The sequence below is a fragment of the Mycobacterium sp. NGS61 genome, from assembly GCF_059812325.1.
The window spans coordinates 976,000-997,781 of sequence record NZ_JCALCL010000001.1 but is presented as its reverse complement, the minus strand read 5'-3'; the positions used below and the strand labels follow the sequence as shown (position 1 = coordinate 997,781).

Here is a 21,782-nt window from a genome sequence, read left to right as displayed (position 1 = left end):
GCCCCCAAAACTCAAGGGATTTGGGGGCTTTTGCGTCTGCTCGCACATCCTCACCCGCGCGCCTATCCACATATGGCGCATCGCTGCCTAGCTATATGGACCGGTTTGGCTTCATCGTCTGGTTCATGGACATCGAGACCACGCTGCCGCGTGGCGAATTTGCGACCACCGCCCAACTCCTCACCGTCATGACCCGCAAGCGGTTGGCAGGACTTGTTCAGGCAGGCAAGCTCATTCGGGTCTGCCATGGCGTCTACGGGCACGCCGAACCAGACGTGCTGGGAAAGCTCGCAGCACTCGACGTGCTGGCTCGTGAGCAAATTGTCGCTTGCATGGGTACCGCCGCTGCCCTCTACGGATTCGACACGGAGAACACCTCGCGGCTACACATCCTTGATCCTGGTGTGCGCATGCGACCGACGAAGGGTCTGATGGTGCACCAGCGCATCGGTGCGCCGCTACGACGGGTTCAGGGCCGACTGGCGACCGCCCCAGCGTGGACGGCGATTGAGGTCGCACGGAGTTTGAGGCGGCCGCGCAGCCTGGCCACGCTGGACGCGGCGTTGCACATTCAGGCGTGCACCAAAGGGGAACTCGACGCAGTCATCCGGGAGCACAAGGGCCGGCGCGGCATCGTCAAGGTGCGGGAGCTGATCGGCTGCGCCGACCGACGGCCCGAGTCGCCGATGGAGAGCGAGGCGCGACTCGTGTTCATCGATAACAAACTGCCGATGCCGCAGCTCCAGTACAGCATCGTGGACCGGTACGGGAAGGTCTGGCGCGTCGATTTTGCCTGGCCGGATGTCATGCTGGCTGCGGAGTACGACAGCGTGCAGTGGCATCTGGGGCGTGACGCGTTACTGCATGATCGGTTGAAGACCGCGCGGCTGCAGGAATGCGGCTGGTTGTCGGTTCCGTTCACGGTGAACGACGTCCGCGGTGACCCAGTTGGGCTCGCCGAGCGCCTCGAGTACCACCTGGCGAGCAGACGCAAAAGCCCCTAATCAGCAAGGGATTTGGGGACTTTTACGTCTGCTCGCCAACCTCAGGCGACGGTGAACTCCTGCGTCGAGGTGACGAATGGTTCGAGCCGGCCGCGGGTGTCCCGGGTGGTGTAGTGGTGCACGATGCGGTACTGCCCGGGTACCGCATCGCCGGGGATGTCCCAGCGGATGTGCACCCGCGACCCGGCCCGACCCTCGCGCTGCCACCGAAAGGTGGTCGACCAGTCGCCGTCGTCGGCGACCCGCACCCAACGATCTCCTTCGACGCGCACCACTTCGAGGAAAGTCCGGGTGCGGTGCAGATCGTTGTTCGGGTACGCGCTGACGAACGTCGCTTCCACCGCCTCGCCACGGCGGTGCGGGCCGCCCGGCCCGGCCAGGACCGCTCCGAACGAGCCGCGGTCGGCGGGCGGGCTGCGCAGCCAACTGCGCGGCCGGTGGGCCGGCGGCCCGGGTGCGGGTGGCACCGGCCGGCCGTCCCGCATCGCCTCGGCGAGTCCGGCGGCGGTCTGCATCAATGCCGGCAGCTCCCACCGCCCGAACAGGGTGCTGCCGCCCTCGTATCGCTGTTCGAGATACTCCTCCGGGGTGGTCACGTAGTGGATGTACGCATTCGAATAACCCACGCACAGCACGTCATTGAGCTCGGCGCCGACGATCGCGGCCACGGTACGGCGCAACCGCAGTCCCGCGACGATGGTCGGTTCACCCGGAATGCAGAGCAGATACAGCCGGCCGATCCGTACCAGGTGGACGGGCACCACTTCCTGGATGAACGGTTGCAACCGGTTCAGCAACCGCACCGGCACCACCAGGCCCTTGGGTTTCTGCACCGAACGGGCCGGCCCGACAACCCGGTAGAAGATTCGGGAAATGCTGTCCCAGAACGGGTTTTGCCCCTGACGGAAGCCGCGGAAGCCTTCGCCCTCGTCCGTGCCGGCGAACATCGAGGCGGCGATCATCGGCCGCCCGGTACGGTGTTCGCGACCGTCCGGCGTGTATTCCCCGCGCACCCGCACGGCACTGAGGTCGAGGTAGGTGAACCGCGATTCGACCCCGGTGCCGATCGGCGTCCCGGTGTCCAATTGCGCTACGGCATCGGCGAATTGGGCCAGCCCGATCTGTCGGGTCTGGTCCCGCTCCGCGTCGGCGGTGCCCGGCCCGTAGCCGATGGGTCCCGCCACGTGGGGGCTCATGTCACCGGGGTTGGTCTGGGCGAATGCGGAGATGAAGCCGGGCTGTCCGGCCAGGTAGTCCGCACCGCACCGGACGCGCTCCCAGTGGTAGGCGGCGAAACCCTTGTTGTCCCCGGAGATCAGCAGGTTGCGGTTGGTCATGCTGGTGCCATGGGTGGCGAAGAAGTGGATGGCGCCCACCGGGCCGGTGCCGCGGTCGATACGCACCAGGGTGGTCAGAGGGTCGATTCGGTCGGGGTAAAACGCTCTGTCCGCCAACGGGTTACGGTCGAAGGCCGACGGCGAACGATTCCGGCTGGCGTCGTGCAACTCGCCGTGGGACAGCATGACCTCGGCAGGTGCCAGGTCGTCGTGGGCGTACCGGACCGATTCGACGATGCCGTCGACGATCGCGCCGAACGTCGCGGGCCGAAACCCACTGGTGGACAGGTTGTACAGCAGGTGCCCGCAGTATCCGCCGGGGCCGGCGTGGGTGTGGGTGGCGGTGATGACGGTGTTCTGGGCGCAGTAGGTGTCGCCGTAGGACTTGGCTAGGCGGCGCAGCACCTCGTCGGTCACGTTCTGCATCGGCAACGGCAGTTCGGCCACGACGAGCAAGACGCGGGCGCCGCCGTCGTCGAAGACGAATGCGCGCGATCGCAGTCGCAGGTGGATGCCTGCGGTGCGCTGTTCGACTTTGCCGTAGCCGAGCATGCCGCAGTCGGCCGCCTCGCCGGTGATGTCGGCGATGCCCCGTCCGACTGAAAGGCCCACGGATTCACACCTTAAGCGCCGGGCCTGCCGCAACTCACTAAACTGGCCAAGTGCTTATCGGTTCACATGTCCACCAGGACGATCCCCTGGCTGCGGCCGCTGCAGACGGCGCCGACGTGGTCCAGTTCTTCCTCGGGAACCCGCAGAGTTGGAAGAAGCCCAGGCCCCGTGCGGACGCCGACACGTTGAAAGCGGCCGGCATTCCGCTCTATGTGCACGCGCCGTATCTGATCAACGTGGCATCTGCCAACAACCGCATCCGGATCCCGTCGCGCAAGATCCTGCAGGACACCTGCGACGCCGCGGCGGCGATCAACGCGACGGCGGTGATCGTGCACGGCGGGCACGCGGACGACGACGACATGGCGGCCGGCTTCGAACGTTGGGCCAAGGCGCTCGACTACTTGGAAACCGACGTTCAGGTGCTGTTGGAGAACACCGCGGGCGGTGACCACGCGATGGCCCGTCACTTCGACACCATCGGCCGGTTGTGGGACCGCATCGGCGACAGCGGGATCGGCTTCTGCCTGGACACCTGCCATGCGTGGGCCGCAGGCGAGGCGCTGGTCGACTCGGTCCAGCGGATCAAGGCACTGACCGGTCGCATCGACCTGGTGCACTGCAACGACTCCCGGGACGCGGCCGGTTCCGGAGCCGACCGGCATGCCAACTTCGGCATGGGCCAGATCGACCCGGAGTTGCTCGTCGCCGTCGTCCGGGCCGCGGATGCGCCGGTGATCTGCGAGACGGCCGAGGAGGGCCGCAAGGACGACATCGCCTTTCTGCGGGACCGGATCGGTGACTGACCCGCATTACAAGTCTTGTGCGGTTGTCGGGAAACTGTAATATTGCGGTCATGCCCGATACGCACGTCGTGACCAATCAGGTCCCGCCCCTGGAGAACTACAACCCCGCATCCTCGCCGGTCCTGACCGAAGCCCTGATCCGCGAAGGGGGGCAGTGGGGCCTGGACGAGGTGAACGAACTGGGGGCGATTGCAGGCAGCCCGGAGGCGCAGCGCTGGGGTGAGCTGGCCGACCGCAACCGGCCCATCCTGCGTACCCATGACCGGGTGGGACACCGCGTCGACGAGGTGGAGTACGACCCCGCCTACCACGAGCTGATGCGCACCGCGATCGCGCACGGTCTGCACGGCGCCCCCTGGGCCGACGGCCGGCCCGGCGCCCACGTGGTGCGCGCGGCCAAGATGGCGGTGTGGAACGTCGAACCCGGCCACGTCTGCCCGATCTCGATGACCTACGCGGTGGTGCCGGCGCTGCGCTTCAATCCGGACCTGGCCGCCGTCTACGAACCGTTGCTGACCAGCCGCGTCTATGACCCGGAACTGAAACCGGTGACGACGAAAGCCGGTGTCACCGCGGGGATGTCGATGACCGAGAAGCAGGGTGGTTCCGACGTGCGGGCCGGTACCACCGAAGCCGTTCCTACCGGCTCCGGCACCTACCGCCTGCGCGGTCACAAGTGGTTCACCTCGGCGCCGATGTGCGACATCTTCCTGGTGCTCGCCCAGGCGCCGGGCGGGTTGTCGTGTTTCCTGCTGCCGCGCATCCTGCCCGACGGCACCCGCAACCGAATGTTGTTGCAACGGCTCAAGGACAAGCTCGGCAACCACGCGAACGCCTCCAGTGAGGTCGAATATGACGGCGCCACCGCCTGGCTGGTGGGCGAGGAGGGCCGCGGCGTGCCGACCATCATCGAGATGGTCAACCTCACCCGGTTGGACTGCACGCTGGGCAGCGCCACCAGCATGCGCACCGGGTTGACCCGTGCCATCTATCATGCACAACACCGAAAAGCGTTCGGCGCCTACCTGATTGACCAGCCGTTGATGCGCAACGTGCTGGCCGATCTCGCGGTGGAAGCCGAAGCCGCCACCATGGTGGCGATGCGGATGGCCGGTGCCACCGACAAGGCGGTCCGCGGCGATCAGCGTGAGGCGCTGCTGCGCCGCATCGGGCTGGCGGCCAGCAAGTACTGGGTGTGCAAACGGTCCACGCCGCACGCTGCCGAGGCGCTGGAATGCCTGGGCGGCAACGGTTATGTCGAGGACTCCGGCATGCCCCGGTTGTACCGGGAAGCCCCGCTGATGGGCATCTGGGAGGGCTCGGGCAACGTCAGTGCGCTGGATACGTTGCGCGCCATGGCAACTCGGCCCGAATCCGTCGAGGTGCTGTTCGACGAACTGGCCGGTACGGCCGGCCAGGACCCGCGGCAGGACGCGCACGTCGAGCGGTTACGCCCGCAACTGGGCGACCTGGACACGATCCAGTACCGGGCCCGCAAGGTCGCCGAGGACATCTGCCTGGCGCTGCAGGGTTCGCTGCTGGTGCGCCACGGACACCCCGCCGTCGCCGAGGCCTTTCTGGCCACCCGGCTCGGCGGTCAATGGGGTGGCGCTTTCGGCACCATGCCAACCGGGCTGGACCTGGCGCCCATCATCGAGCGTGCGCTGGTGAAGGGGTGACGCGCCTCGACGCCGGGGAGCGACGCACATGACCCACGCGATCAGGCCGGTCGACTTCGACCACCTCAAGACGATGACCTACGAGGTCACCGGCCGTATCGCCCGCATCACCTTCAACCGCCCGGAAAAGGGCAACGCGATCATCGCCGACACTCCGCTGGAACTCTCCGCGTGCGTGGAACGTGCCGACCTGGACCCGGACGTGCACGTGATCCTGGTGTCCGGGCGCGGTGAGGGATTCTGCGCCGGCTTCGACCTGTCCGCCTACGCGGACCGGACCGGCTCGGCGGGCGGCACCGGCGCGTATGACGGCACCGTGCTGGACGGTAAGACCCAGGGCATCAATCACCTGCCCAATCAGCCCTGGGACCCGATGATCGACTACCAGATGATGAGCCGCTTCGTGCGCGGCTTCGCCAGCCTGATGCACGCCGACAAGCCCACGGTGGTCAAGATCCACGGTTACTGCGTGGCCGGTGGCACCGACATCGCGCTGCACGCCGACCAGGTGATCGCAGCCGCCGACGCCAAGATCGGCTACCCGCCGACCCGGGTCTGGGGAGTGCCGGCCGCGGGACTGTGGGCGCACCGACTGGGGGACCAGCGCGCCAAACGCCTACTGTTCACCGGCGACTGCATCACCGGCACGCAGGCCGCCGAGTGGGGTCTGGCGGTCGAGGCGCCCGCACCCGAGGATCTCGACGAGCGCACCGAGCGCCTGCTGGCCCGCATCGCCGCATTGCCCGTCAATCAGTTGATCATGATCAAGCTCGCGTTGAATGCGCCGCTGCTGCAGCAGGGTGTGGCCACCAGCAGGATGGTAAGTACCGTCTTCGACGGCGTCGCCCGGCACACACCCGAGGGGCATGCCTTCGTGGCAGACGCGGTCGAGCACGGTTTCCGCGAGGCGGTCAAACATCGCGACGAGCCATTCGGCGACTACGGCCGGCGCGCCTCCCAGGTTTGACGACATGCGCAGGATGACCGCCCGGTCGGTAGTGCTCAGCGTGCTGCTGGGTGCCCACCCGGCTTGGGCGAATGCCGGCGAATTGATCCGGCTGACAGCAGATTTCGGTATCAAGGAATCCACACTGCGGGTGGCCCTGACCCGCATGGTCAGCGCCGGCGACCTGATCCGGTCCGCCGACGGCTACCGGCTCTCGGATCGGCTGCTCGCCCGCCAGCGCCGCCAGGACGATGCCATCAATCCGCGCCGGCGGGACTGGGACGGCAGCTGGGCCATGCTGGTGGTCACCAGCGTCGGAACCGACGCGCCCACCCGTGCCTCGCTGCGGAACACTCTGCAGGACAAGCGTTTCGGCGAGTTGCGGGAGGGGGTCTGGATGCGTCCGGACAACGTCGTGGTCGACCTGGGCCCGGAGGTGGTCGAGCGGGTGCGGATGCTGACGGCCCGCGACGCCGACCCGCCCGGGTTGGCCGCAAAGCTGTGGGACCTGTCAGGGTGGGCGGTGCGGGGCCGCGAGCTGCTGGACGGCATGGCAGCCGCTGACATCCCGACCCGGTTCACCGTGGCCGCCGCGGTGGTGCGCCACCTGCTGACCGACCCGGTGCTGCCCGACGCGCTGCTGCCCGCCGACTGGCCGGGCGCCGCGCTGCGCCACTCCTACCAGGACTTCGCCGCCGAACTGGTCGCGCGGCGCGACGGTGTCGAATTGACGGAGGCCCGACGATGAGCGGTGTGCGAGTGGAGAAGGGCGGGCCGGTGACGACGGTGATCATGAACCGGCCGCACGCCCGCAATGCCGTCGACGGCCCGACGGCGCTGGAGCTGCACGCCGCGTTCGACGACTTCGACAAAGATGAGACGGCGTCGGTCGCGGTGCTCTGGGGCGACAACGGAACCTTCTGTGCCGGTGCCGATCTCAAGGCGATCGGCACACCCGAGTCGAACCCGGTGCATCGCACCGGACCCGGCCCGATGGGTCCGAGCCGGATGGTGCTGTCCAAGCCGGTGATCGCCGCGGTCAGCGGGTTCGCGGTGGCGGGCGGCCTGGAGTTGGCGCTGTGGTGCGACCTGCGGGTGGTCGAAGAGGACGCGGTGTTCGGGGTGTTCTGCCGGCGGTGGGGTGTCCCGCTGATCGACGGCGGGACGGTGCGGTTGCCCAGGCTGATCGGCCACAGCCGCGCGATGGATCTGATCCTGACCGGCCGCGCCGTCGACGCCGAGGAGGCTCACGCGATCGGGCTGGCCAACCGCGTCGTCCCCACCGGCCAAGCGCGGCAACGCGCCGAGGAACTCGCTGCCGAGCTGGCGGCGCTGCCGCAGCAGTGCCTGCGGGCGGACCGGATGTCGGCGCTGGGTCAGTGGGGCATGACAGAGGCCGCGGCGATGGATGTCGAGTTCGGCAGCATGTCGCGGGTGGCGGCTGAAACATTGGACGGCGCAGCACGTTTCGCTGCCGGTGCGGGCCGGCACGGAGCCCGCGCCTAGCGTTGGAGGAGGGGGGACCGGTCGCCGGCGCTCTCGCAGCCGGGGTCGACGCCCGACGTACCGGTTCCAGTTCCGCGCGCGCCGCGACGACCTGCAGCAGCCCGCGGTGTTCGGCGTAGGTCAGCCGCCCTTGGTCACTGTGTTGTTGGGGCCGATCTTGTTCACCTTCGGCTCACCGTTCTTGTAGGTGACGGTGTTGTCCATCCCCAGCACCGTGATGCGGGTGTTGACCGTGTCGATGGTGATCTTGTTCTTGGTGCCACCGACGCTCACGGTCTCGCAGCTGCCGTTGACGGTCAGAGTGTTGTCCGAACCCGTCACGTTCAACGACTTGCCCTGCTCGCACGAGATGGTGGCGGTCTGCCCCATGTAGGCGTAGACGACCGTGTCACCCACCTCGACCGTCGTGCTCAGGGTGGGGTTCTCGTCGCTGGTGCTCTCCGCGGTACCGCTGCCCGACGAGCTCGACGAGGACTTGCTCGAGGACGACGACGCCGTACTGCCCCCCGGTGGGCTGGCGGTCGAACTGCACGCGACCAGCCCGCCGGCGGCCACGATGGCCAGCGCGCCTACCGCAGCGGCCGCCCGTGAAGCTCGAGAGGAGTTACCAAATGTATTGGCGCGCATAGTTACTCGATACCCTCCATGTTGAGGTCCCCGGTCAGGGACCGACCCGCTGAATTCGGTTGACCATGCCCAGCTCGCGGCCGCGGTCCCAGATGACCGGATCTCCGTTGTGATACAGCACCGTCCCGTCGTAGCCGTACACGGTGATGTCATTGATGACGGTGTCGGCGATGACCGTGTTGGACGTCCCCATCATCGTCACCGCCCAGCAGGTGCCCTTGGCGGTGACGATGTTCGACGTCCCGTTGACGATGAGCGTGGAATCGTTGCAGTCAATCGTGGTCTCCACGCCCTGCCCGGTGATGTGGGTGTCGCCGTTCTTGGCCTGCGCCGCCGGGGCGGTCACGGCCATGGTGGTGACGCAACATGCCAGCGCTGCGCCGGCGGCTGTCCATTTCACTGCGGCCCCCCTTCGTCGGGTGGGAGATGTGGGTCTGAGCCTACGGGCAACGGCCGCTCGGACGACAGACCCAACTGCTGTGCAGCGGGGGTTGGGCGGCCCGGTCAACTAGAGTCATTAGTTGACCCACACCGGTAGCTCCGATCGAAGGGCGAATTCGCCATGGCAGCTCAGCCCGATCCGCCGTCCGGTGGGCGCGCTCGCGGCGGGAGAACCGGGGCCCGCCAAGCAAAGCTCAGCCGCGACGGCATCGTCGAAGGCGCCCTGACGTTCCTGGACCGGGAGGGCTGGGATTCCCTGACCATCAACGCGCTGGCGACCCAGCTCGGGACCAAGGGTCCATCGTTGTACAACCACGTGGACAGCCTCGAGGATCTGCGCCGCGCGGTGCGCATCCGGGTCGTCGACGACATCATCACCATGCTGAATCGGGTCGGCGAGGGGCGCGCCCGCGATGATGCCGTTCTGGTCATGGCGGGCGCCTATCGCAGCTACGCCCACCACCACCCGGGGCGGTACTCGGCGTTCACCCGGATGCCCTTCGGCGGGGACGACCCCGAATATTCCGCCGCGACCAAGAATGCGGCCGGGCCGGTGATCGCGGTGTTGGCTTCCTACGGTTTGGAGGGCGACGAGGCGTTCTACGCGGCGCTGGAATTCTGGTCGGCGATGCACGGCTTCGTGCTGTTGGAGATGACCGGGGTGATGGACGACATCGACACCGACGCCGTGTTCACTGACATGGTGCTGCGGTTGGCGGCCGGCATGGACTCGCGCACCCCCCATTCCGGGGATCGCCGCCTGACCCGTTAGCCGTCGCCGTCGCTTTGACCTGCCAGACCGCTGGCGGGTAATGTGGTGGCTCGTGCCTGGCGGCTTACGGCGCCTGACGTAAGGGAACGAATGCCGGGCTAATTCGCATGTCCGCGCAGCATCGGAGTGCTTCCGGTGCTCGGCCGTATGCGACACGCCCGCACGCGGGGGGAGCGCGAGGTCCCCTTCGAGGGCATAACTGCAGTACAGAGACTTGACGTGAACGAGAACAGAGAAAGCCGGTAGATGCCAACCATTAATCAGCTGGTCCGCAAGGGTCGCCGTGACAAGGTCGCCAAGGTCAAGACCGCGGCCCTGAAGGGCAGCCCGCAGCGCCGCGGCGTGTGCACGCGTGTCTACACCACCACCCCGAAGAAGCCGAACTCGGCGCTTCGCAAGGTGGCGCGTGTGAAGCTGACGAGTCAGGTCGAGGTCACTGCCTACATCCCCGGCGAAGGCCACAACCTGCAGGAGCACTCGATGGTGCTGGTGCGTGGTGGACGTGTGAAGGACCTGCCTGGTGTTCGCTACAAGATCATCCGGGGGTCGCTGGACACTCAGGGCGTGAAGAACCGTAAGCAGGCGCGCAGCCGCTACGGCGCCAAGAAGGAGAAGAGCTGATGCCGCGCAAGGGCCCCGCACCCAAGCGCCCGCTGGTCAACGACCCGGTATACGGGTCGCAGCTGGTCACCCAGTTGGTGAACAAGGTGCTGATGCAGGGAAAGAAGTCGCTGGCCGAGCGCATCGTGTATGCGGCGCTCGAGCAGGCGCGCGACAAGACCGGCACCGATCCGGTCATCACCCTCAAGCGGGCACTCGACAACGTCAAGCCGGCCCTGGAGGTTCGTAGCCGCCGCGTCGGTGGTGCCACCTACCAGGTGCCGGTCGAGGTGCGTCCGGACCGGTCCACCACGCTGGCGCTGCGCTGGCTGGTGAGCTTCTCGCGGCAGCGCCGGGAGAAGACCATGATCGAGCGGCTGGCCAACGAGATCCTGGACGCCTCCAACGGCCTCGGGGCCGCCGTCAAGCGGCGTGAGGACACCCACAAGATGGCCGAGGCGAACCGCGCCTTCGCGCACTATCGCTGGTGACAGCCACCAGCGGACACGCTGGGTGCAACCGATAGCGATTTACTGAGCAACGAAAGAGTGGGAAGACTTCTGTGGCACAGAAGGACGTGCTGACCGACCTGACGAAGGTCCGCAATATCGGCATCATGGCGCACATCGACGCCGGCAAGACAACGACGACCGAGCGCATCCTCTACTACACCGGTATCAGCTACAAGATCGGTGAGGTGCACGACGGCGCCGCAACCATGGACTGGATGGAGCAGGAACAGGAGCGCGGCATCACCATCACGTCCGCAGCGACCACCTGCTTCTGGAATGACAACCAGATCAACATCATCGACACCCCGGGCCACGTCGACTTCACCGTCGAGGTGGAGCGTTCCCTCCGTGTTCTCGACGGTGCCGTGGCCGTTTTCGACGGCAAAGAGGGTGTCGAGCCGCAATCCGAGCAGGTGTGGCGGCAGGCCGACAAATACGACGTGCCGCGGATCTGCTTCGTCAACAAGATGGACAAGATCGGCGCCGACTTCTACTTCTCGGTCCGGACGATGGAAGAGCGCCTGGGCGCCAACGTCATCCCGATCCAGTTGCCCGTCGGGTCCGAAGGCGACTTCGAGGGCGTCGTCGACCTGGTCGAGATGAAGGCCAAGGTGTGGCGCGGCGAGACCAAGCTCGGTGAGACCTACGAGACTGTCGACATCCCCGGCGACCTTCAGGAGAGGGCCGACGAATACCGCACCAAGCTGATCGAGGCGGTCGCCGAGACCGACGAGACGCTGCTGGAGAAGTACCTCGGCGGCGAGGAGCTGTCGACCGCGGAGATCAAGGGTGCGCTGCGCAAGCTCACCATCAACTCCGAGGCCTACCTGGTGCTGTGCGGTAGCGCGTTCAAGAACAAGGGCGTGCAGCCCATGCTGGATGCCGTCATCGATTACCTGCCCTCCCCGCTCGACGTGCCGCCGGCGATCGGCCACCCGCCGGGCAAAGAGGACGAGGAGATCGTGCGCAAGCCGTCGACGGACGAGCCGTTCTCGGCGCTGGCGTTCAAGGTCGCCTCGCACCCGTTCTTCGGCAAGCTCACCTACGTCCGGGTGTACTCGGGCAAGGTCGACTCCGGCAGCCAGGTCATCAACGCCACCAAGGGCAAGAAGGAGCGGCTGGGCAAGCTGTTCCAGATGCACTCCAATAAGGAGAACCCGGTGGAGACCGCGTCGGCGGGTCACATCTACGCGGTGATCGGCCTGAAGGACACCACCACCGGTGACACCCTGAGCGACCCGAACAACCAGATCGTGCTGGAGTCGATGACCTTCCCCGATCCGGTGATCGAGGTGGCTATCGAGCCCAAGACCAAGAGCGACCAGGAGAAGTTGAGCCTGTCGATCCAGAAGCTCGCCGAAGAGGACCCCACCTTCAAGGTGCACCAGGACGCCGAGACGGGCCAGACCGTGATCGGCGGCATGGGCGAGCTGCACCTGGACATCCTGGTGGACCGGATGCGCCGCGAGTTCAAGGTCGAGGCGAACGTCGGCAAGCCGCAGGTGGCCTACAAGGAGACCATCAAGCGGACCGTGGAGAAGGTCGAGTTCACCCACAAGAAGCAGACCGGCGGCTCGGGCCAGTTCGCCAAGGTGCTCATTTCCCTCGAGCCCTTCACCAGCGAGGACGGCGCGACCTACGAGTTCGAGAGCAAGGTCACCGGTGGGCGCATCCCACGGGAATACATCCCGTCGGTGGACGCCGGCGCCCAGGACGCGATGCAGTACGGCGTGCTGGCCGGCTACCCGCTGGTGAACTTGAAGGTCACCCTGCTCGACGGCGCCTTCCACGAGGTCGACTCGTCGGAGATGGCGTTCAAGATCGCCGGTTCGCAGGTGCTGAAAAAGGCTGCGGCGCAAGCCCAGCCGGTGATCCTGGAACCGATCATGGCCGTCGAGGTCACCACCCCCGAGGACTACATGGGTGATGTGATCGGCGACCTGAACTCCCGCCGTGGTCAGATTCAGGCCATGGAGGAGCGGGCCGGTGCGCGCGTCGTGAGGGCGCACGTGCCGCTGTCGGAGATGTTCGGCTACGTCGGCGACCTGCGGTCCAAGACGCAAGGCCGGGCGAACTACTCCATGGTGTTCGACTCGTACGCCGAAGTGCCGGCGAACGTGTCGAAGGAAATAATCGCGAAGGCGACGGGGGAGTAGGCCCGGAGAAGCCTGCGAGTAGGCTGACGCGGTTAGCACCGCGGCAAGAACAAAACCAGAAAAATCAACACTGCTTTTTTAAGCACCAACAGTCCAGGAGGACACAGAAGTGGCGAAGGCGAAGTTCCAGCGGACCAAGCCGCACGTCAACATCGGGACCATCGGTCACGTTGACCACGGCAAGACCACCCTGACCGCGGCTATCACCAAGGTCCTGCACGACAAGTACCCCGACCTGAACGAGTCGAAGGCGTTCGACCAGATCGACAACGCCCCCGAGGAGCGTCAGCGCGGTATCACGATCAACATCGCGCACGTCGAGTACCAGACCGAGAAGCGTCACTACGCGCACGTCGACGCCCCCGGCCACGCCGACTACATCAAGAACATGATCACCGGTGCCGCCCAGATGGACGGCGCAATCCTGGTGGTCGCGGCGACCGACGGCCCGATGCCGCAGACCCGTGAGCACGTGCTGCTCGCCCGCCAGGTGGGTGTGCCCTACATCCTGGTCGCCCTGAACAAGTCCGACGCGGTGGACGACGAGGAGCTGCTCGAGCTCGTCGAGCTGGAGGTCCGCGAGTTGCTGGCCGCCCAGGAGTTCGACGAGGAGGCTCCGGTCGTGCGGGTTTCGGCGCTCAAGGCGCTCGAGGGCGACGCGAAGTGGGTCGAGTCCGTCGAGCAGCTGATGGACGCGGTCGACGAGTCCATCCCGGACCCGGTTCGCGACACCGACAAGCCGTTCCTGATGCCCGTCGAGGACGTCTTCACCATCACCGGCCGCGGCACCGTGGTCACCGGTCGTGTGGAGCGCGGCGTGGTCAACGTGAACGAGGAAGTCGAGATCGTCGGCATCAAGCCGACCAGCACCAAGACCACGGTCACCGGTGTGGAGATGTTCCGCAAGCTGCTCGACCAGGGCCAGGCCGGTGACAACGTCGGTCTGCTGCTGCGTGGTGTCAAGCGTGAAGACGTCGAGCGCGGCCAGGTCGTCATCAAGCCCGGCACCACCACGCCGCACACCGAGTTCGAGGGCCAGGTCTACATCCTGTCCAAGGACGAGGGCGGCCGGCACACGCCGTTCTTCAACAACTACCGTCCGCAGTTCTACTTCCGCACCACCGACGTGACCGGTGTGGTGACGCTGCCGGAGGGCACCGAAATGGTGATGCCCGGTGACAACACCAACATCTCGGTGAAGCTGATCCAGCCCGTCGCCATGGACGAGGGCCTGCGGTTCGCGATCCGGGAAGGTGGCCGCACCGTCGGCGCCGGCCGGGTCACCAACATCATCAAGTAATTTCTGACAGCGTTGCCCGGGCCACGCCCGGCCGCCAGACGCAAATGCCCCCGAAAGCGAAGGTTTTCGGGGGCGTTTGCGTCTGCTGCCTTTTTGGGGTAGTCGACTACGCAAGCGCATGGCAGCGCCCGTCCGTAGGCTCAGCTCACACCGGGTCCGAGTCAGGAGGGTCGAATGTCGTTCGTTACTGCCACAACCGATTGTGTATCCGCCGCCGCGGCGGATCTGGCCAGGATCGGCGTTACCCTCGGTGCTGCGAACGCCGCCACCGCACTGCCGACCCAGGCGGTGCTGTCCGCTGGAGCCGACGAGGTGTCGGCCGCGGTCGCGTCGTTGTTCAATGCGCATGCGCAGGCCTATCAGGTGGTGAGCGAACAAGCGGCGCTCTTTCATGACCAGTTCGTCGAACTGCTCAACGGTGGCGCTGCGCAGTACGCCGCGGCCGAAGCTGCCAACGTGCAACAGCAACTGCTCGACGCGATCAACACCCCCACCCGACTGCTGCTGGGCCGCCCGCTGATCGGTGACGGGCGAGCAGGGGCACCCGGACTGGCCGGCGAGGACGGCGGGATCCTGTGGGGCAACGGCGGCGCCGGCGGCGCAAGCAATGCCATCGGAATGGCCGGCGGACGAGGCGGCTCGGCGGGCCTGCTCGGTAATGGTGGTGCCGGCGGTGCCGGATACAACGGCGCCTTCCGGCCGGACGGCACCGGGTATAGCGCCGGTACGAACGGAGGAGCGGGTGGGCGTGGTGGTCTGTTGTACGGCGACGGCGGTGCCGGCGGACGGGGTGGCACCGGGGCCAGTGCGCAGTACCAATTCGGTGCCTTCACAGGCATATATGCCTCCGCTGGTGGCGCCGGCGGCGCGGGTGGGTCGGCGTGGATATTCGGCGACGGCGGAACAGGTGGCCCCGGTGGATCAGGCGGATCGAGCTTGGGGTATTTGGAATTCGGTGCCCTGGGTGGCGTCGGCGGAGCGGGCGGTCACCGCGGGTTCCTGCTTGGCGTCGACGGCGGCAACGGTGGGCCAGGGATCACCACCGGTGTCAATTCGCCGGGCGGTAACAGATTCTTCTTGTGATCGGTAGCCGGACCGCGGGCGTTACTGTGGCAGCAACTTTCCGGCGTCTCAAAGGGCGGTCACATGCTGGCGCGGTATATCAAGATGCAACTGCTGGTGCTGTTGTGCGGTGGTCTGGTGGGGCCGATCTTCCTGGTCGTCTACTTTGCCGCCGGGCTGGGCCAGTGGATGTCCTGGATGTTCTACGTCGGCCTGCTCATCACGATCGCCGATGTGCTGATCGCGATAGCGCTGACCTACTACGGGGCAAACGCGCAGGCCAGGTCGGAGTTCCTGGAGCAGCACGGGGTGCTGGCGCTGGCACAGATCATCGGCCTCACCGAAACCGGGACCTCGATCAACGACCAACCGGTGGTCAAGGTGCGCCTGCACATCTCGGGGCCCGGCATCGCGCCGTTCGAGAGCGAGGACCGGGTGCGAGCCAGCGTCGGCCGGCTGGGCATACTGACTTCCCGTAACTGCGTGGTGTTGGTCGATCCCGGCTCGAACGAATACCAAATCGATTGGGAGCGAAGCGCATTGGTCACCGGCCAGCTGCCCGCCCAGTTCACCGTCGAGGAAGACAACCGGACCTACGACCTCAGCGGACAGGCCGGCCCGCTGCTGGAGATCCTGCAGATCCTCAAGGCCAACAACCTCCCGTTCAACCGCATGGTGGATATCCGGTCCCATCCGGCGCTGCGCCAGCAGGTCCTGGCCGTGGTGCGTCGGGCAGCCGGTCAGCAGGCGGCGCCGGCCGCGGAGTTCGTGGTTCCGCAGGCCTCGATCGCCGACCGGCTGCAGGAGCTGGAGTCGCTGCGGGCCGACGGTGTGCTGAACGACCACGAATACGCCACTCGCCGGGCTCAGATCATCGCCGAAATCTGATCTGCGGGACGCACTAGAACACGTTTCAGTTTCGCTGCTAGCCTGACAGCGGCGAAAGGACGACACGTGGCTGGATCACTGCAAGGACAGGTCGCTTTCATTACCGGCGCCGCGCGCGCCCAGGGTCGGTCGCACGCGGTGCGGCTGGCCCGGGAGGGCGCCGACATCATCGCCTCCGACATCTGCGCCCCGGTCTCGGACCATCTGACCTACCCCCCGTCCACGCCGGAGGACCTGGCCGAGACCGTCCGTGCCGTCGAGGCCGAGGGTCGCAAGGTGCTGGCGCGGGAGGTCGACGTCCGCGACGACGCAGCGCTGCGAAAGTTGGTGTCCGACGGCGTGGAACAGTTCGGCCGGCTCGACGTCGTGGTCGCCAACGCCGGCGTGCTGGGCTGGGGCCGGGTGTGGGAGCTCACCGACGAGCAGTGGGACACCGTGATCGGGGTCAATCTGACCGGCACCTGGCGCACCCTGCGGGCCACCATCCCCGCGATGATCGAAGCCGGCAACGGTGGTGCCATCGTGGTGGTCAGCTCCGCAGCAGGTATCAAGGCCACGCCAGGCAACGGGCATTACGCGGCCAGTAAATACGGGCTCACCGCGCTCACCAATACGCTGGCGATCGAACTCGGCGAGTTCGGAATCCGCGTCAACTCCATCCACCCGTATTCGGTCGACACCCCGATGATCGAGCCGGAGGCCATGATGGAGGTGTTTGCCAGGCATCCCCGGTTCGTACACGCCTTCCCGCCAATGCCGATGCAGTACAAGGGGTTTATGAGCCCCGACGAAGTATCCGATGTGGTGGTGTGGTTGGCGGGCGCCGGCTCGGGCACGTTGTCGGGCACGCAGATACCTGTGGATAAGGGTGCCCTAAAGTACTGACCGGCCATCGTGCTATGAACTCCACGTGACCAACAACGGAATCGTGATCGTCGGGGGTGGGCTTGCCGCCGCCCGGACCGCCGAGCAATTGCGCCGGGCAGCGTACGACGGCCCTGTCACCATCGTCAGTGACGAAGTGCACCTGCCCTACGACCGGCCGCCGCTGTCCAAGGAAGTGCTGCGCAGCGAGGTCGACGACGTCGCCCTCAAGCCGCGCGAGTGGTACGACGACAAGAACATCACGCTGCGACTTGGTGCGGCGGCCACCGGTCTGGACACCACCGCTCAGACGGTGAGCCTGGCCGACGGCAGCGAGCTGGGTTACGACGAGTTGGTCATCGCAACCGGCTTGGTGCCGCGCCGCATCCCGAGCTTTCCTGATCTCGAGGGCGTCCGGGTGCTGCGGTCCTTCGACGAGAGCATGGCGCTGCGCACCCATGCGGCAGCATCGAGAAAAGCGGTGGTCATCGGTGCCGGGTTCATCGGCTGCGAAGTGGCGGCCAGCCTCCGCGGCCTCGGCGTGGACGTGGTCCTGGTCGAACCGCAGCCGACACCGCTGGCATCGGTGCTCGGCGAGCAGATCGGTGCGTTGGTCACCCGGTTGCACCGCGCCGAGGGCGTCGACGTGCGCACCGGACTCGGAGTGGCCGAGGTCCGCGGCGCGGGTCACGTCGACACGGTGGTGCTCACCGACGGCGCCGAGATCAGTGCCGACCTGGTGGTCGTCGGCATCGGATCACTGCCGGCCACCGACTGGCTGGCCGACAGCGGCATCGACGTCGCCAACGGCGTCGTCTGCGACGAGGCCGGACGCACCAGCGCGCCGCACGTCTGGGCACTCGGCGACGTTGCTTCCTGGAAGGATGCGACGGGACACCAAGCGCGCGTGGAACATTGGAGCAACGTTGCCGACCAGGCCCGGGTGGTGGTGCCCGCCATGCTGGGGGCCGAGGTGCCGTCCAACGTCGTCGTCCCGTATTTCTGGAGCGACCAGTACGACGTCAAGATCCAGTGCCTGGGGGAACCCGAGGCCACCGACATCGTGCACCTCATCGAGGACGACGGGCGCAAGTTCCTGGCGTACTACGAGCGCGACGGGGTGTTCGTCGGGGTGGTCGGAGGCGGCCTGCCCGGCAAGGTGATGAAGGTCCGCGCCAAGATCGCCAACGCCACGCCCATCGCCGAGATGCTCGGCTAGAACTGCCCCAGGTAAAACCGCGCGCCCTGGTCGTCGGCGCATTCGGCAGACAGCCCGTAGGGCTGTTGCGACGGTTCGGCCAGCACGGTGCCGCCGGCCGCGCGGACCCGCGCCACCGCAGCCTCGATGTCGGCGACGGTCCACATCGGTACGACACCCGGCTGCGTGCTGCCGCCCGCAGCACCCGACATCGGGTGGGCGTCCAGCACCTGCCACCCGTCGGCAATCCGGCCCGGTGCGAAAGTCCACCCCAGCACCTGACCGTAGAAGTCGCGGAACGCAGCGGAATCGGCCGTCTCGTAGGTGACATACGACAGCTCCCCGGGCCCGGACCCGTTGAGCTCCGGGCGTTTCCGTCCCGGTGTCGCTGCCAGGACGGCAAAGGCCGCGCCCTGCGAATCCGTCGCATCGAGGAGTGTGCCGCGCTCGGTCTGACGTAGTTCGCCGGGTGTGCCACCGGCTGCGGTGATCGCTGCGCGGGCGGTCGTCAGGTCGGCAACCGCGTAGCAGCAGATCAGGGTCGGCCGCCCCGCGGCGGCGTGGATGCCGGTCGGCAGGTCGGTGTTGGTCACCCGATGCGTCCCGGGGTCGTAACTCCAGCCCAGGACGTGACCGTAGAACGCGGCTGCGCGATCTGCGTCGGGCACCCGCATCGAGATGGATCCGAGGTCGCCCGGCTGAATCACAGCGCCGACAGGTCCGGTCAGCATCCAGCGGTGGCCGAACGGGTCGACGATGGTCGCGTTGCGCGACCCATGACTTTCACCGATCTCGCGTACCACTTCGGCGCCGTGTTGACGCGCCCGCCGAAGCGCCGCATCGGTGTCGGCCACCTGGAGCATCAGGCTCACTGAAACCGCTTCTGGCTCAGGAGCTCTCAAGCCCAGCTCGGGATATTCGTCGGCCAGGTAGAGCACGCCACCGGCCAATGCGATCTCCGCGTGCCCAATTCGGCCGTCCGGCATGACAATCGGCTCACCGGCGAGCACAGCACCGAAGGCGTCGGTGTACCAGGACAGCGCACTGCGGGCGTTGGCCACGCACAGGTAGGGCAGCGCCGCGGGCCGCGGAACTACCTCGGTCCCCTGCGGATTGGTGGTACTGGTCATGTCGATCCTTTCTGCGGGTAGTGCCAAGGTGGCCGCCAGCCGCCGGCGCAACTGCGCGGCGAAGGCCGGATCGGGTTGCACCGGAAGGTCAACGGTGTGCAGCACGCGCAACGGGTCGGGCCGACTCATGACGTGCCTCCTTCCGGATACTCTTTTCTGAACGCTCTTTTCGCGCGGACCAGCAGTGCCTCGGTCGCATGCACGGTGCGCCCGATAAGTGCGGCACATTCGCCCACGCTGCAGTCGTCCATGTAGCGCAGCACCAGCACGGTGCGGTGCGAATCGCTCAACCGGGTCAACACACTCTCGGCGACCAGCCGATCGAGTTCGGCGTCCCACTCGTCGACGGCATCCACCGGTGGTTCGGCCACCGGCTCGGGATCGGCTCGGCGCCGGTAGTGGTCGGCCAGCTTGTGTCGCGCGACTCCGAGCAACCACGGCACCGCGATCGGGGGCGGGTCCGGCTTGCGGGCCGCGTCCATCGCGGCCAGAAAGGTCTCCGAGGTGAGGTCCTCGGCGGTGCCCTGATCGCGGCAGCGGCGCACGAGGTAGCCGTACACCACCGGCAGTGCCGTGTCGTAGAGCGCCAACAGCGCACGGGCCGCGTCGCCGTGGCGGTCTGGTTGGGCGCTCACACCACTATCGTCGCGTTGACGGCCCGAAATCCGACGCCCGGTCCGAAGAAATTTCTACTGCCAGCGCACCGGCGGGCCGTGCGCATGGCACTCGGCCAGCACCGGCTTATCCGCGCCCGGCCACCGGGCCGCGCGCACCAGGAACTTCAGCGGCGCACCGGGTCCGTCGCGGGCCGGCTCCATGGTCAGATGCGCGAACGGGGATCGGGCGGTGGCGCGGCCACTGACCTCGTCGATGCCGGCGCGCACCGCAGCCCGCTGCTCGGCGGACAGGTACTGCCAGGTAATCGAATGCCACAGCACGGTCAGCGTCCCGTCGGCCAGGGTGAGCCCTTGCACCGCATCTGCTGCCGTCCGGCGCTGCACCTGCACCGGCACCTCGCGGGCGACCGCGATGGCCCCCCGCAGGCGTTGCATCCGGGCGTCCTGATCGGGCCACACGTAGCTCAGCAGGGTCAGTTCCCCATCGGTGCCGGTGACGTCCAGGGGGGCGATGTCGTATCCACACCGCTCGACGATGCGCACCTCGCCCCCGGGCGGCAACTGGCCCTGCCACGCCCCGTCGATGAGCACCGGGGAGTCGTTCGGGCCCCACCGCCCGCCGGGGTACCGGTAGTGATACCGGTCCGCCCGCAGATTGAGTCCGGCACTCGCGCCGATCTCGAAAAGCCTTATCGGGTAACCGAAATCGTGGTTGATGCAGAGCAGACCCCCGATCAGGGCGGCTGCCCGGCCCACTTCGTTCGTCTGCGGCGGCTGCTGTAGCGATGCGCGCAACGCCTCGACGCTCGAGGCGGCCACCCGGCGGATCTCCGGCCACGCGGCTTCGGCATCCCAGGTGCCGCCGATGCTGGGATACCAGCGCCGCAGTTGCGGTGCCCGTCCGTCGAGCACCAGCCGGTGCAGGCCACCGAGCAGCCGTAGCGGCACCGCGTGCCCGGCGGGCGCGTCGTGGTAGCCGGCGAGGACGGTCGCGAATACGCCGCCGGACTCCACGTCGGCGGCCACCCGCTCGGACAGCTCGCCGTACATGGTCGACCCGGCGGCTGCGCAGAAACGGCCCTGGGAGCGCAGCGTGTGTAGCAGGTGTGCGTTGCGGCTCACCCGAGCCCGTCCAGCCCGGTGCCGACGACGTCGAAGGCGTTGCCCAACGCGGCCGGCAACGCCAATGACTCGTCGCTGAGCCAGTACTGGTATGCGCTCAGTGCGACGCCGAGCATCGTCCAGGCGACGGTCTGGGGCAGCAGATCGGTGGTCTTGGTCCCCGTCCTGGCCGCGACGAACCCGGCGATCACCTCGCGCCAGCCGGCATACATCGTCATCGAATATGCCTGTAGCTCAGCGGTTTCCAGGATCACCCGCATCCGTTGGCGGTGTCGCGCCGTTTCGCATTCGTCGAAGGTGTTGAAGGCCAGCAGCGCGGTGCGCAGTGCTTCGCGCAGCGGCACCGCAGGGTCTGCGTCGTCCAGCAGCTCCTGCAGTTGGCTCAGGTAGCTGTCGAATTCTCCCCAGGGGATCGCGTTCTTGGAGGCGTAGTAGCGGAACAGGGTGCGCCGGGAGATTCCGGCCGCCTGCGCGACGTCGTCGACGCTGACGTCGGCGAAACCGCGGGCGGCGAACAGGTCGATGGCGATGTCGGCGATGTGCAGCGGAGTCGTCGAGCGGCGCCGGCCGACCCGTGACCCGTGCAGCATCGCCCCCGCCCTT

21 protein-coding genes and 1 pseudogene are annotated in these 21,782 nt (G+C 67.2%); 15 read left to right on the top strand and 7 right to left on the bottom strand.

Annotated features, from left to right (window positions below; all coding sequences use genetic code 11):
* The first annotated feature begins 125 nt into the window (after positions 1–125).
* Entirely contained in the window at positions 126–1,004 is an 879-nt protein-coding gene (locus AC5Y3Z_RS04855; protein WP_473139344.1) for a type IV toxin-antitoxin system AbiEi family antitoxin, read from the top strand.
* Positions 1,005–1,045: 41 nt separating this feature from the next.
* Here AC5Y3Z_RS04855 and AC5Y3Z_RS04850 read toward each other — a convergent pair whose 3' ends face one another.
* Positions 1,046–2,953, bottom strand: coding sequence for a neutral ceramidase (locus AC5Y3Z_RS04850; RefSeq protein WP_473139343.1), 1,908 nt, complete (start codon positions 2,951–2,953; stop codon positions 1,046–1,048).
* A 50-nt stretch (positions 2,954–3,003) separates the two neighbouring features.
* Here AC5Y3Z_RS04850 and AC5Y3Z_RS04845 point away from each other — a divergent pair, with 50 nt between their 5' ends.
* The 5 genes from AC5Y3Z_RS04845 to AC5Y3Z_RS04825 are packed head-to-tail and all read left to right on the top strand — an operon-like array spanning position 3,004 to position 7,890.
* Positions 3,004–3,759, top strand: a complete 756-nt coding sequence (locus AC5Y3Z_RS04845; RefSeq protein WP_463825782.1) for a deoxyribonuclease IV — start codon at positions 3,004–3,006, stop codon at positions 3,757–3,759.
* 50 nt (positions 3,760–3,809) lie between these two features.
* Entirely contained in the window at positions 3,810–5,438 is a 1,629-nt protein-coding gene (locus tag AC5Y3Z_RS04840; RefSeq protein WP_473139342.1) for an acyl-CoA dehydrogenase family protein, read from the top strand.
* 28 nt (positions 5,439–5,466) lie between these two features.
* Positions 5,467–6,405: a crotonase/enoyl-CoA hydratase family protein gene (locus tag AC5Y3Z_RS04835; protein ID WP_473139341.1), complete on the top strand. Its 939-nt coding sequence runs from the start codon at positions 5,467–5,469 to the stop codon at positions 6,403–6,405.
* 4 nt (positions 6,406–6,409) lie between these two features.
* Positions 6,410–7,132, top strand: a complete 723-nt coding sequence (locus AC5Y3Z_RS04830; protein WP_463825785.1) for a PaaX family transcriptional regulator C-terminal domain-containing protein — start codon at positions 6,410–6,412, stop codon at positions 7,130–7,132.
* Positions 7,129–7,890, top strand: a complete 762-nt coding sequence (locus AC5Y3Z_RS04825) for a crotonase/enoyl-CoA hydratase family protein (protein WP_473139340.1) — start codon at positions 7,129–7,131, stop codon at positions 7,888–7,890. Before AC5Y3Z_RS04830 ends, AC5Y3Z_RS04825 begins: the two co-directional genes overlap by 4 nt.
* Before the next feature lie 120 nt (positions 7,891–8,010).
* Here the strand turns inward: AC5Y3Z_RS04825 and AC5Y3Z_RS04820 are convergent, their stop codons facing one another.
* Positions 8,011–8,517 (bottom strand): DUF3060 domain-containing protein, encoded by a 507-nt coding sequence (locus AC5Y3Z_RS04820; RefSeq protein WP_473139339.1) that lies wholly within the window; start codon positions 8,515–8,517, stop codon positions 8,011–8,013.
* Between the two features lie 34 nt (positions 8,518–8,551).
* A complete protein-coding gene (locus AC5Y3Z_RS04815; protein ID WP_463825984.1) occupies positions 8,552–8,869 on the bottom strand; it encodes a DUF3060 domain-containing protein in 318 nt (105 codons plus the stop codon).
* Positions 8,870–9,079: 210 nt separating this feature from the next.
* Here AC5Y3Z_RS04815 and AC5Y3Z_RS04810 point away from each other — a divergent pair, with 210 nt between their 5' ends.
* From AC5Y3Z_RS04810 to AC5Y3Z_RS04770, 9 genes and pseudogenes are all read left to right on the top strand, one after another.
* Positions 9,080–9,730: a TetR/AcrR family transcriptional regulator gene (locus AC5Y3Z_RS04810; RefSeq protein WP_463825788.1), complete on the top strand. Its 651-nt coding sequence runs from the start codon at positions 9,080–9,082 to the stop codon at positions 9,728–9,730.
* Between the two features lie 246 nt (positions 9,731–9,976).
* The gene (gene rpsL / locus AC5Y3Z_RS04805; RefSeq protein ID WP_055578870.1) at positions 9,977–10,351 is read left to right on the top strand and encodes a 30S ribosomal protein S12; all 375 of its coding nucleotides are present in this window, start codon (positions 9,977–9,979) and stop codon (positions 10,349–10,351) included.
* On the top strand, positions 10,351–10,821 hold the full coding sequence (gene rpsG / locus AC5Y3Z_RS04800) for a 30S ribosomal protein S7 (RefSeq protein WP_065159461.1): 471 nt from the start codon (positions 10,351–10,353) through the stop codon (positions 10,819–10,821). Before rpsL ends, rpsG begins: the two co-directional genes overlap by 1 nt.
* Positions 10,822–10,892: 71 nt before the next feature.
* The gene (fusA, locus tag AC5Y3Z_RS04795; protein WP_463825789.1) at positions 10,893–12,998 is read left to right on the top strand and encodes an elongation factor G; all 2,106 of its coding nucleotides are present in this window, start codon (positions 10,893–10,895) and stop codon (positions 12,996–12,998) included.
* A gap of 109 nt (positions 12,999–13,107) precedes the next feature.
* Complete coding sequence (tuf, locus tag AC5Y3Z_RS04790) at positions 13,108–14,298, top strand: elongation factor Tu (RefSeq protein WP_463825790.1); 1,191 nt, start codon at positions 13,108–13,110, stop codon at positions 14,296–14,298.
* 174 nt (positions 14,299–14,472) lie between these two features.
* Positions 14,473–15,363, top strand: a pseudogene (locus AC5Y3Z_RS04785) (PE family protein); the annotation flags it as partial.
* A gap of 81 nt (positions 15,364–15,444) precedes the next feature.
* On the top strand, positions 15,445–16,248 hold the full coding sequence (locus AC5Y3Z_RS04780; RefSeq protein WP_473139338.1) for an SHOCT domain-containing protein: 804 nt from the start codon (positions 15,445–15,447) through the stop codon (positions 16,246–16,248).
* Positions 16,249–16,314: 66 nt separating this feature from the next.
* Entirely contained in the window at positions 16,315–17,133 is an 819-nt protein-coding gene (locus AC5Y3Z_RS04775; RefSeq protein ID WP_473139337.1) for a mycofactocin-coupled SDR family oxidoreductase, read from the top strand.
* Positions 17,134–17,158: 25 nt separating this feature from the next.
* Entirely contained in the window at positions 17,159–18,331 is a 1,173-nt protein-coding gene (locus AC5Y3Z_RS04770; protein ID WP_473139336.1) for an NAD(P)/FAD-dependent oxidoreductase, read from the top strand.
* Here the strand turns inward: AC5Y3Z_RS04770 and AC5Y3Z_RS04765 are convergent.
* From AC5Y3Z_RS04765 to mftR, 4 genes are read right to left on the bottom strand one after another with little or no spacing between them, the layout of a single operon-like run.
* Positions 18,328–19,569 carry a VOC family protein gene (locus AC5Y3Z_RS04765; RefSeq protein WP_473139335.1) on the bottom strand — a complete coding sequence of 414 codons (1,242 nt, stop codon included), beginning with the start codon at positions 19,567–19,569 and terminating at the stop codon, positions 18,328–18,330. The genes AC5Y3Z_RS04770 and AC5Y3Z_RS04765 overlap by 4 nt on opposite strands.
* On the bottom strand, positions 19,566–20,075 hold the full coding sequence (locus tag AC5Y3Z_RS04760; RefSeq protein ID WP_473139334.1) for an RNA polymerase sigma factor: 510 nt from the start codon (positions 20,073–20,075) through the stop codon (positions 19,566–19,568). Before AC5Y3Z_RS04760 ends, AC5Y3Z_RS04765 begins: the two co-directional genes overlap by 4 nt.
* Before the next feature lie 54 nt (positions 20,076–20,129).
* Positions 20,130–21,179, bottom strand: a complete 1,050-nt coding sequence (locus AC5Y3Z_RS04755) for a DUF2332 domain-containing protein (protein WP_473139333.1) — start codon at positions 21,177–21,179, stop codon at positions 20,130–20,132.
* The gene (gene mftR, locus AC5Y3Z_RS04750; RefSeq protein WP_473139332.1) at positions 21,176–21,769 is read right to left on the bottom strand and encodes a mycofactocin system transcriptional regulator MftR; all 594 of its coding nucleotides are present in this window, start codon (positions 21,767–21,769) and stop codon (positions 21,176–21,178) included. The genes AC5Y3Z_RS04755 and mftR overlap by 4 nt, the downstream gene beginning before the upstream one ends.
* Positions 21,770–21,782 lie beyond the last annotated feature (13 nt).

Coding starts and splice junctions, on each gene's coding strand:
- AC5Y3Z_RS04855 (WP_473139344.1), top strand. CDS start 126: ATGGACATCGAGACCACGCTGCCGCGTGGCGAATTTGCGACCACCGCC.
- AC5Y3Z_RS04840 (WP_473139342.1), top strand. CDS start 3,810: ATGCCCGATACGCACGTCGTGACCAATCAGGTCCCGCCCCTGGAGAAC.
- AC5Y3Z_RS04835 (WP_473139341.1), top strand. CDS start 5,467: ATGACCCACGCGATCAGGCCGGTCGACTTCGACCACCTCAAGACGATG.
- AC5Y3Z_RS04830 (WP_463825785.1), top strand. CDS start 6,410: ATGCGCAGGATGACCGCCCGGTCGGTAGTGCTCAGCGTGCTGCTGGGT.
- AC5Y3Z_RS04825 (WP_473139340.1), top strand. CDS start 7,129: ATGAGCGGTGTGCGAGTGGAGAAGGGCGGGCCGGTGACGACGGTGATC.
- AC5Y3Z_RS04820 (WP_473139339.1), bottom strand. CDS start 8,517: ATGCGCGCCAATACATTTGGTAACTCCTCTCGAGCTTCACGGGCGGCC.
- AC5Y3Z_RS04815 (WP_463825984.1), bottom strand. CDS start 8,869: ATGGCCGTGACCGCCCCGGCGGCGCAGGCCAAGAACGGCGACACCCAC.
- AC5Y3Z_RS04810 (WP_463825788.1), top strand. CDS start 9,080: ATGGCAGCTCAGCCCGATCCGCCGTCCGGTGGGCGCGCTCGCGGCGGG.
- rpsL (WP_055578870.1), top strand. CDS start 9,977: ATGCCAACCATTAATCAGCTGGTCCGCAAGGGTCGCCGTGACAAGGTC.
- rpsG (WP_065159461.1), top strand. CDS start 10,351: ATGCCGCGCAAGGGCCCCGCACCCAAGCGCCCGCTGGTCAACGACCCG.
- AC5Y3Z_RS04780 (WP_473139338.1), top strand. CDS start 15,445: ATGCTGGCGCGGTATATCAAGATGCAACTGCTGGTGCTGTTGTGCGGT.
- AC5Y3Z_RS04765 (WP_473139335.1), bottom strand. CDS start 19,569: ATGAGTCGGCCCGACCCGTTGCGCGTGCTGCACACCGTTGACCTTCCG.
- mftR (WP_473139332.1), bottom strand. CDS start 21,769: ATGCTGCACGGGTCACGGGTCGGCCGGCGCCGCTCGACGACTCCGCTG.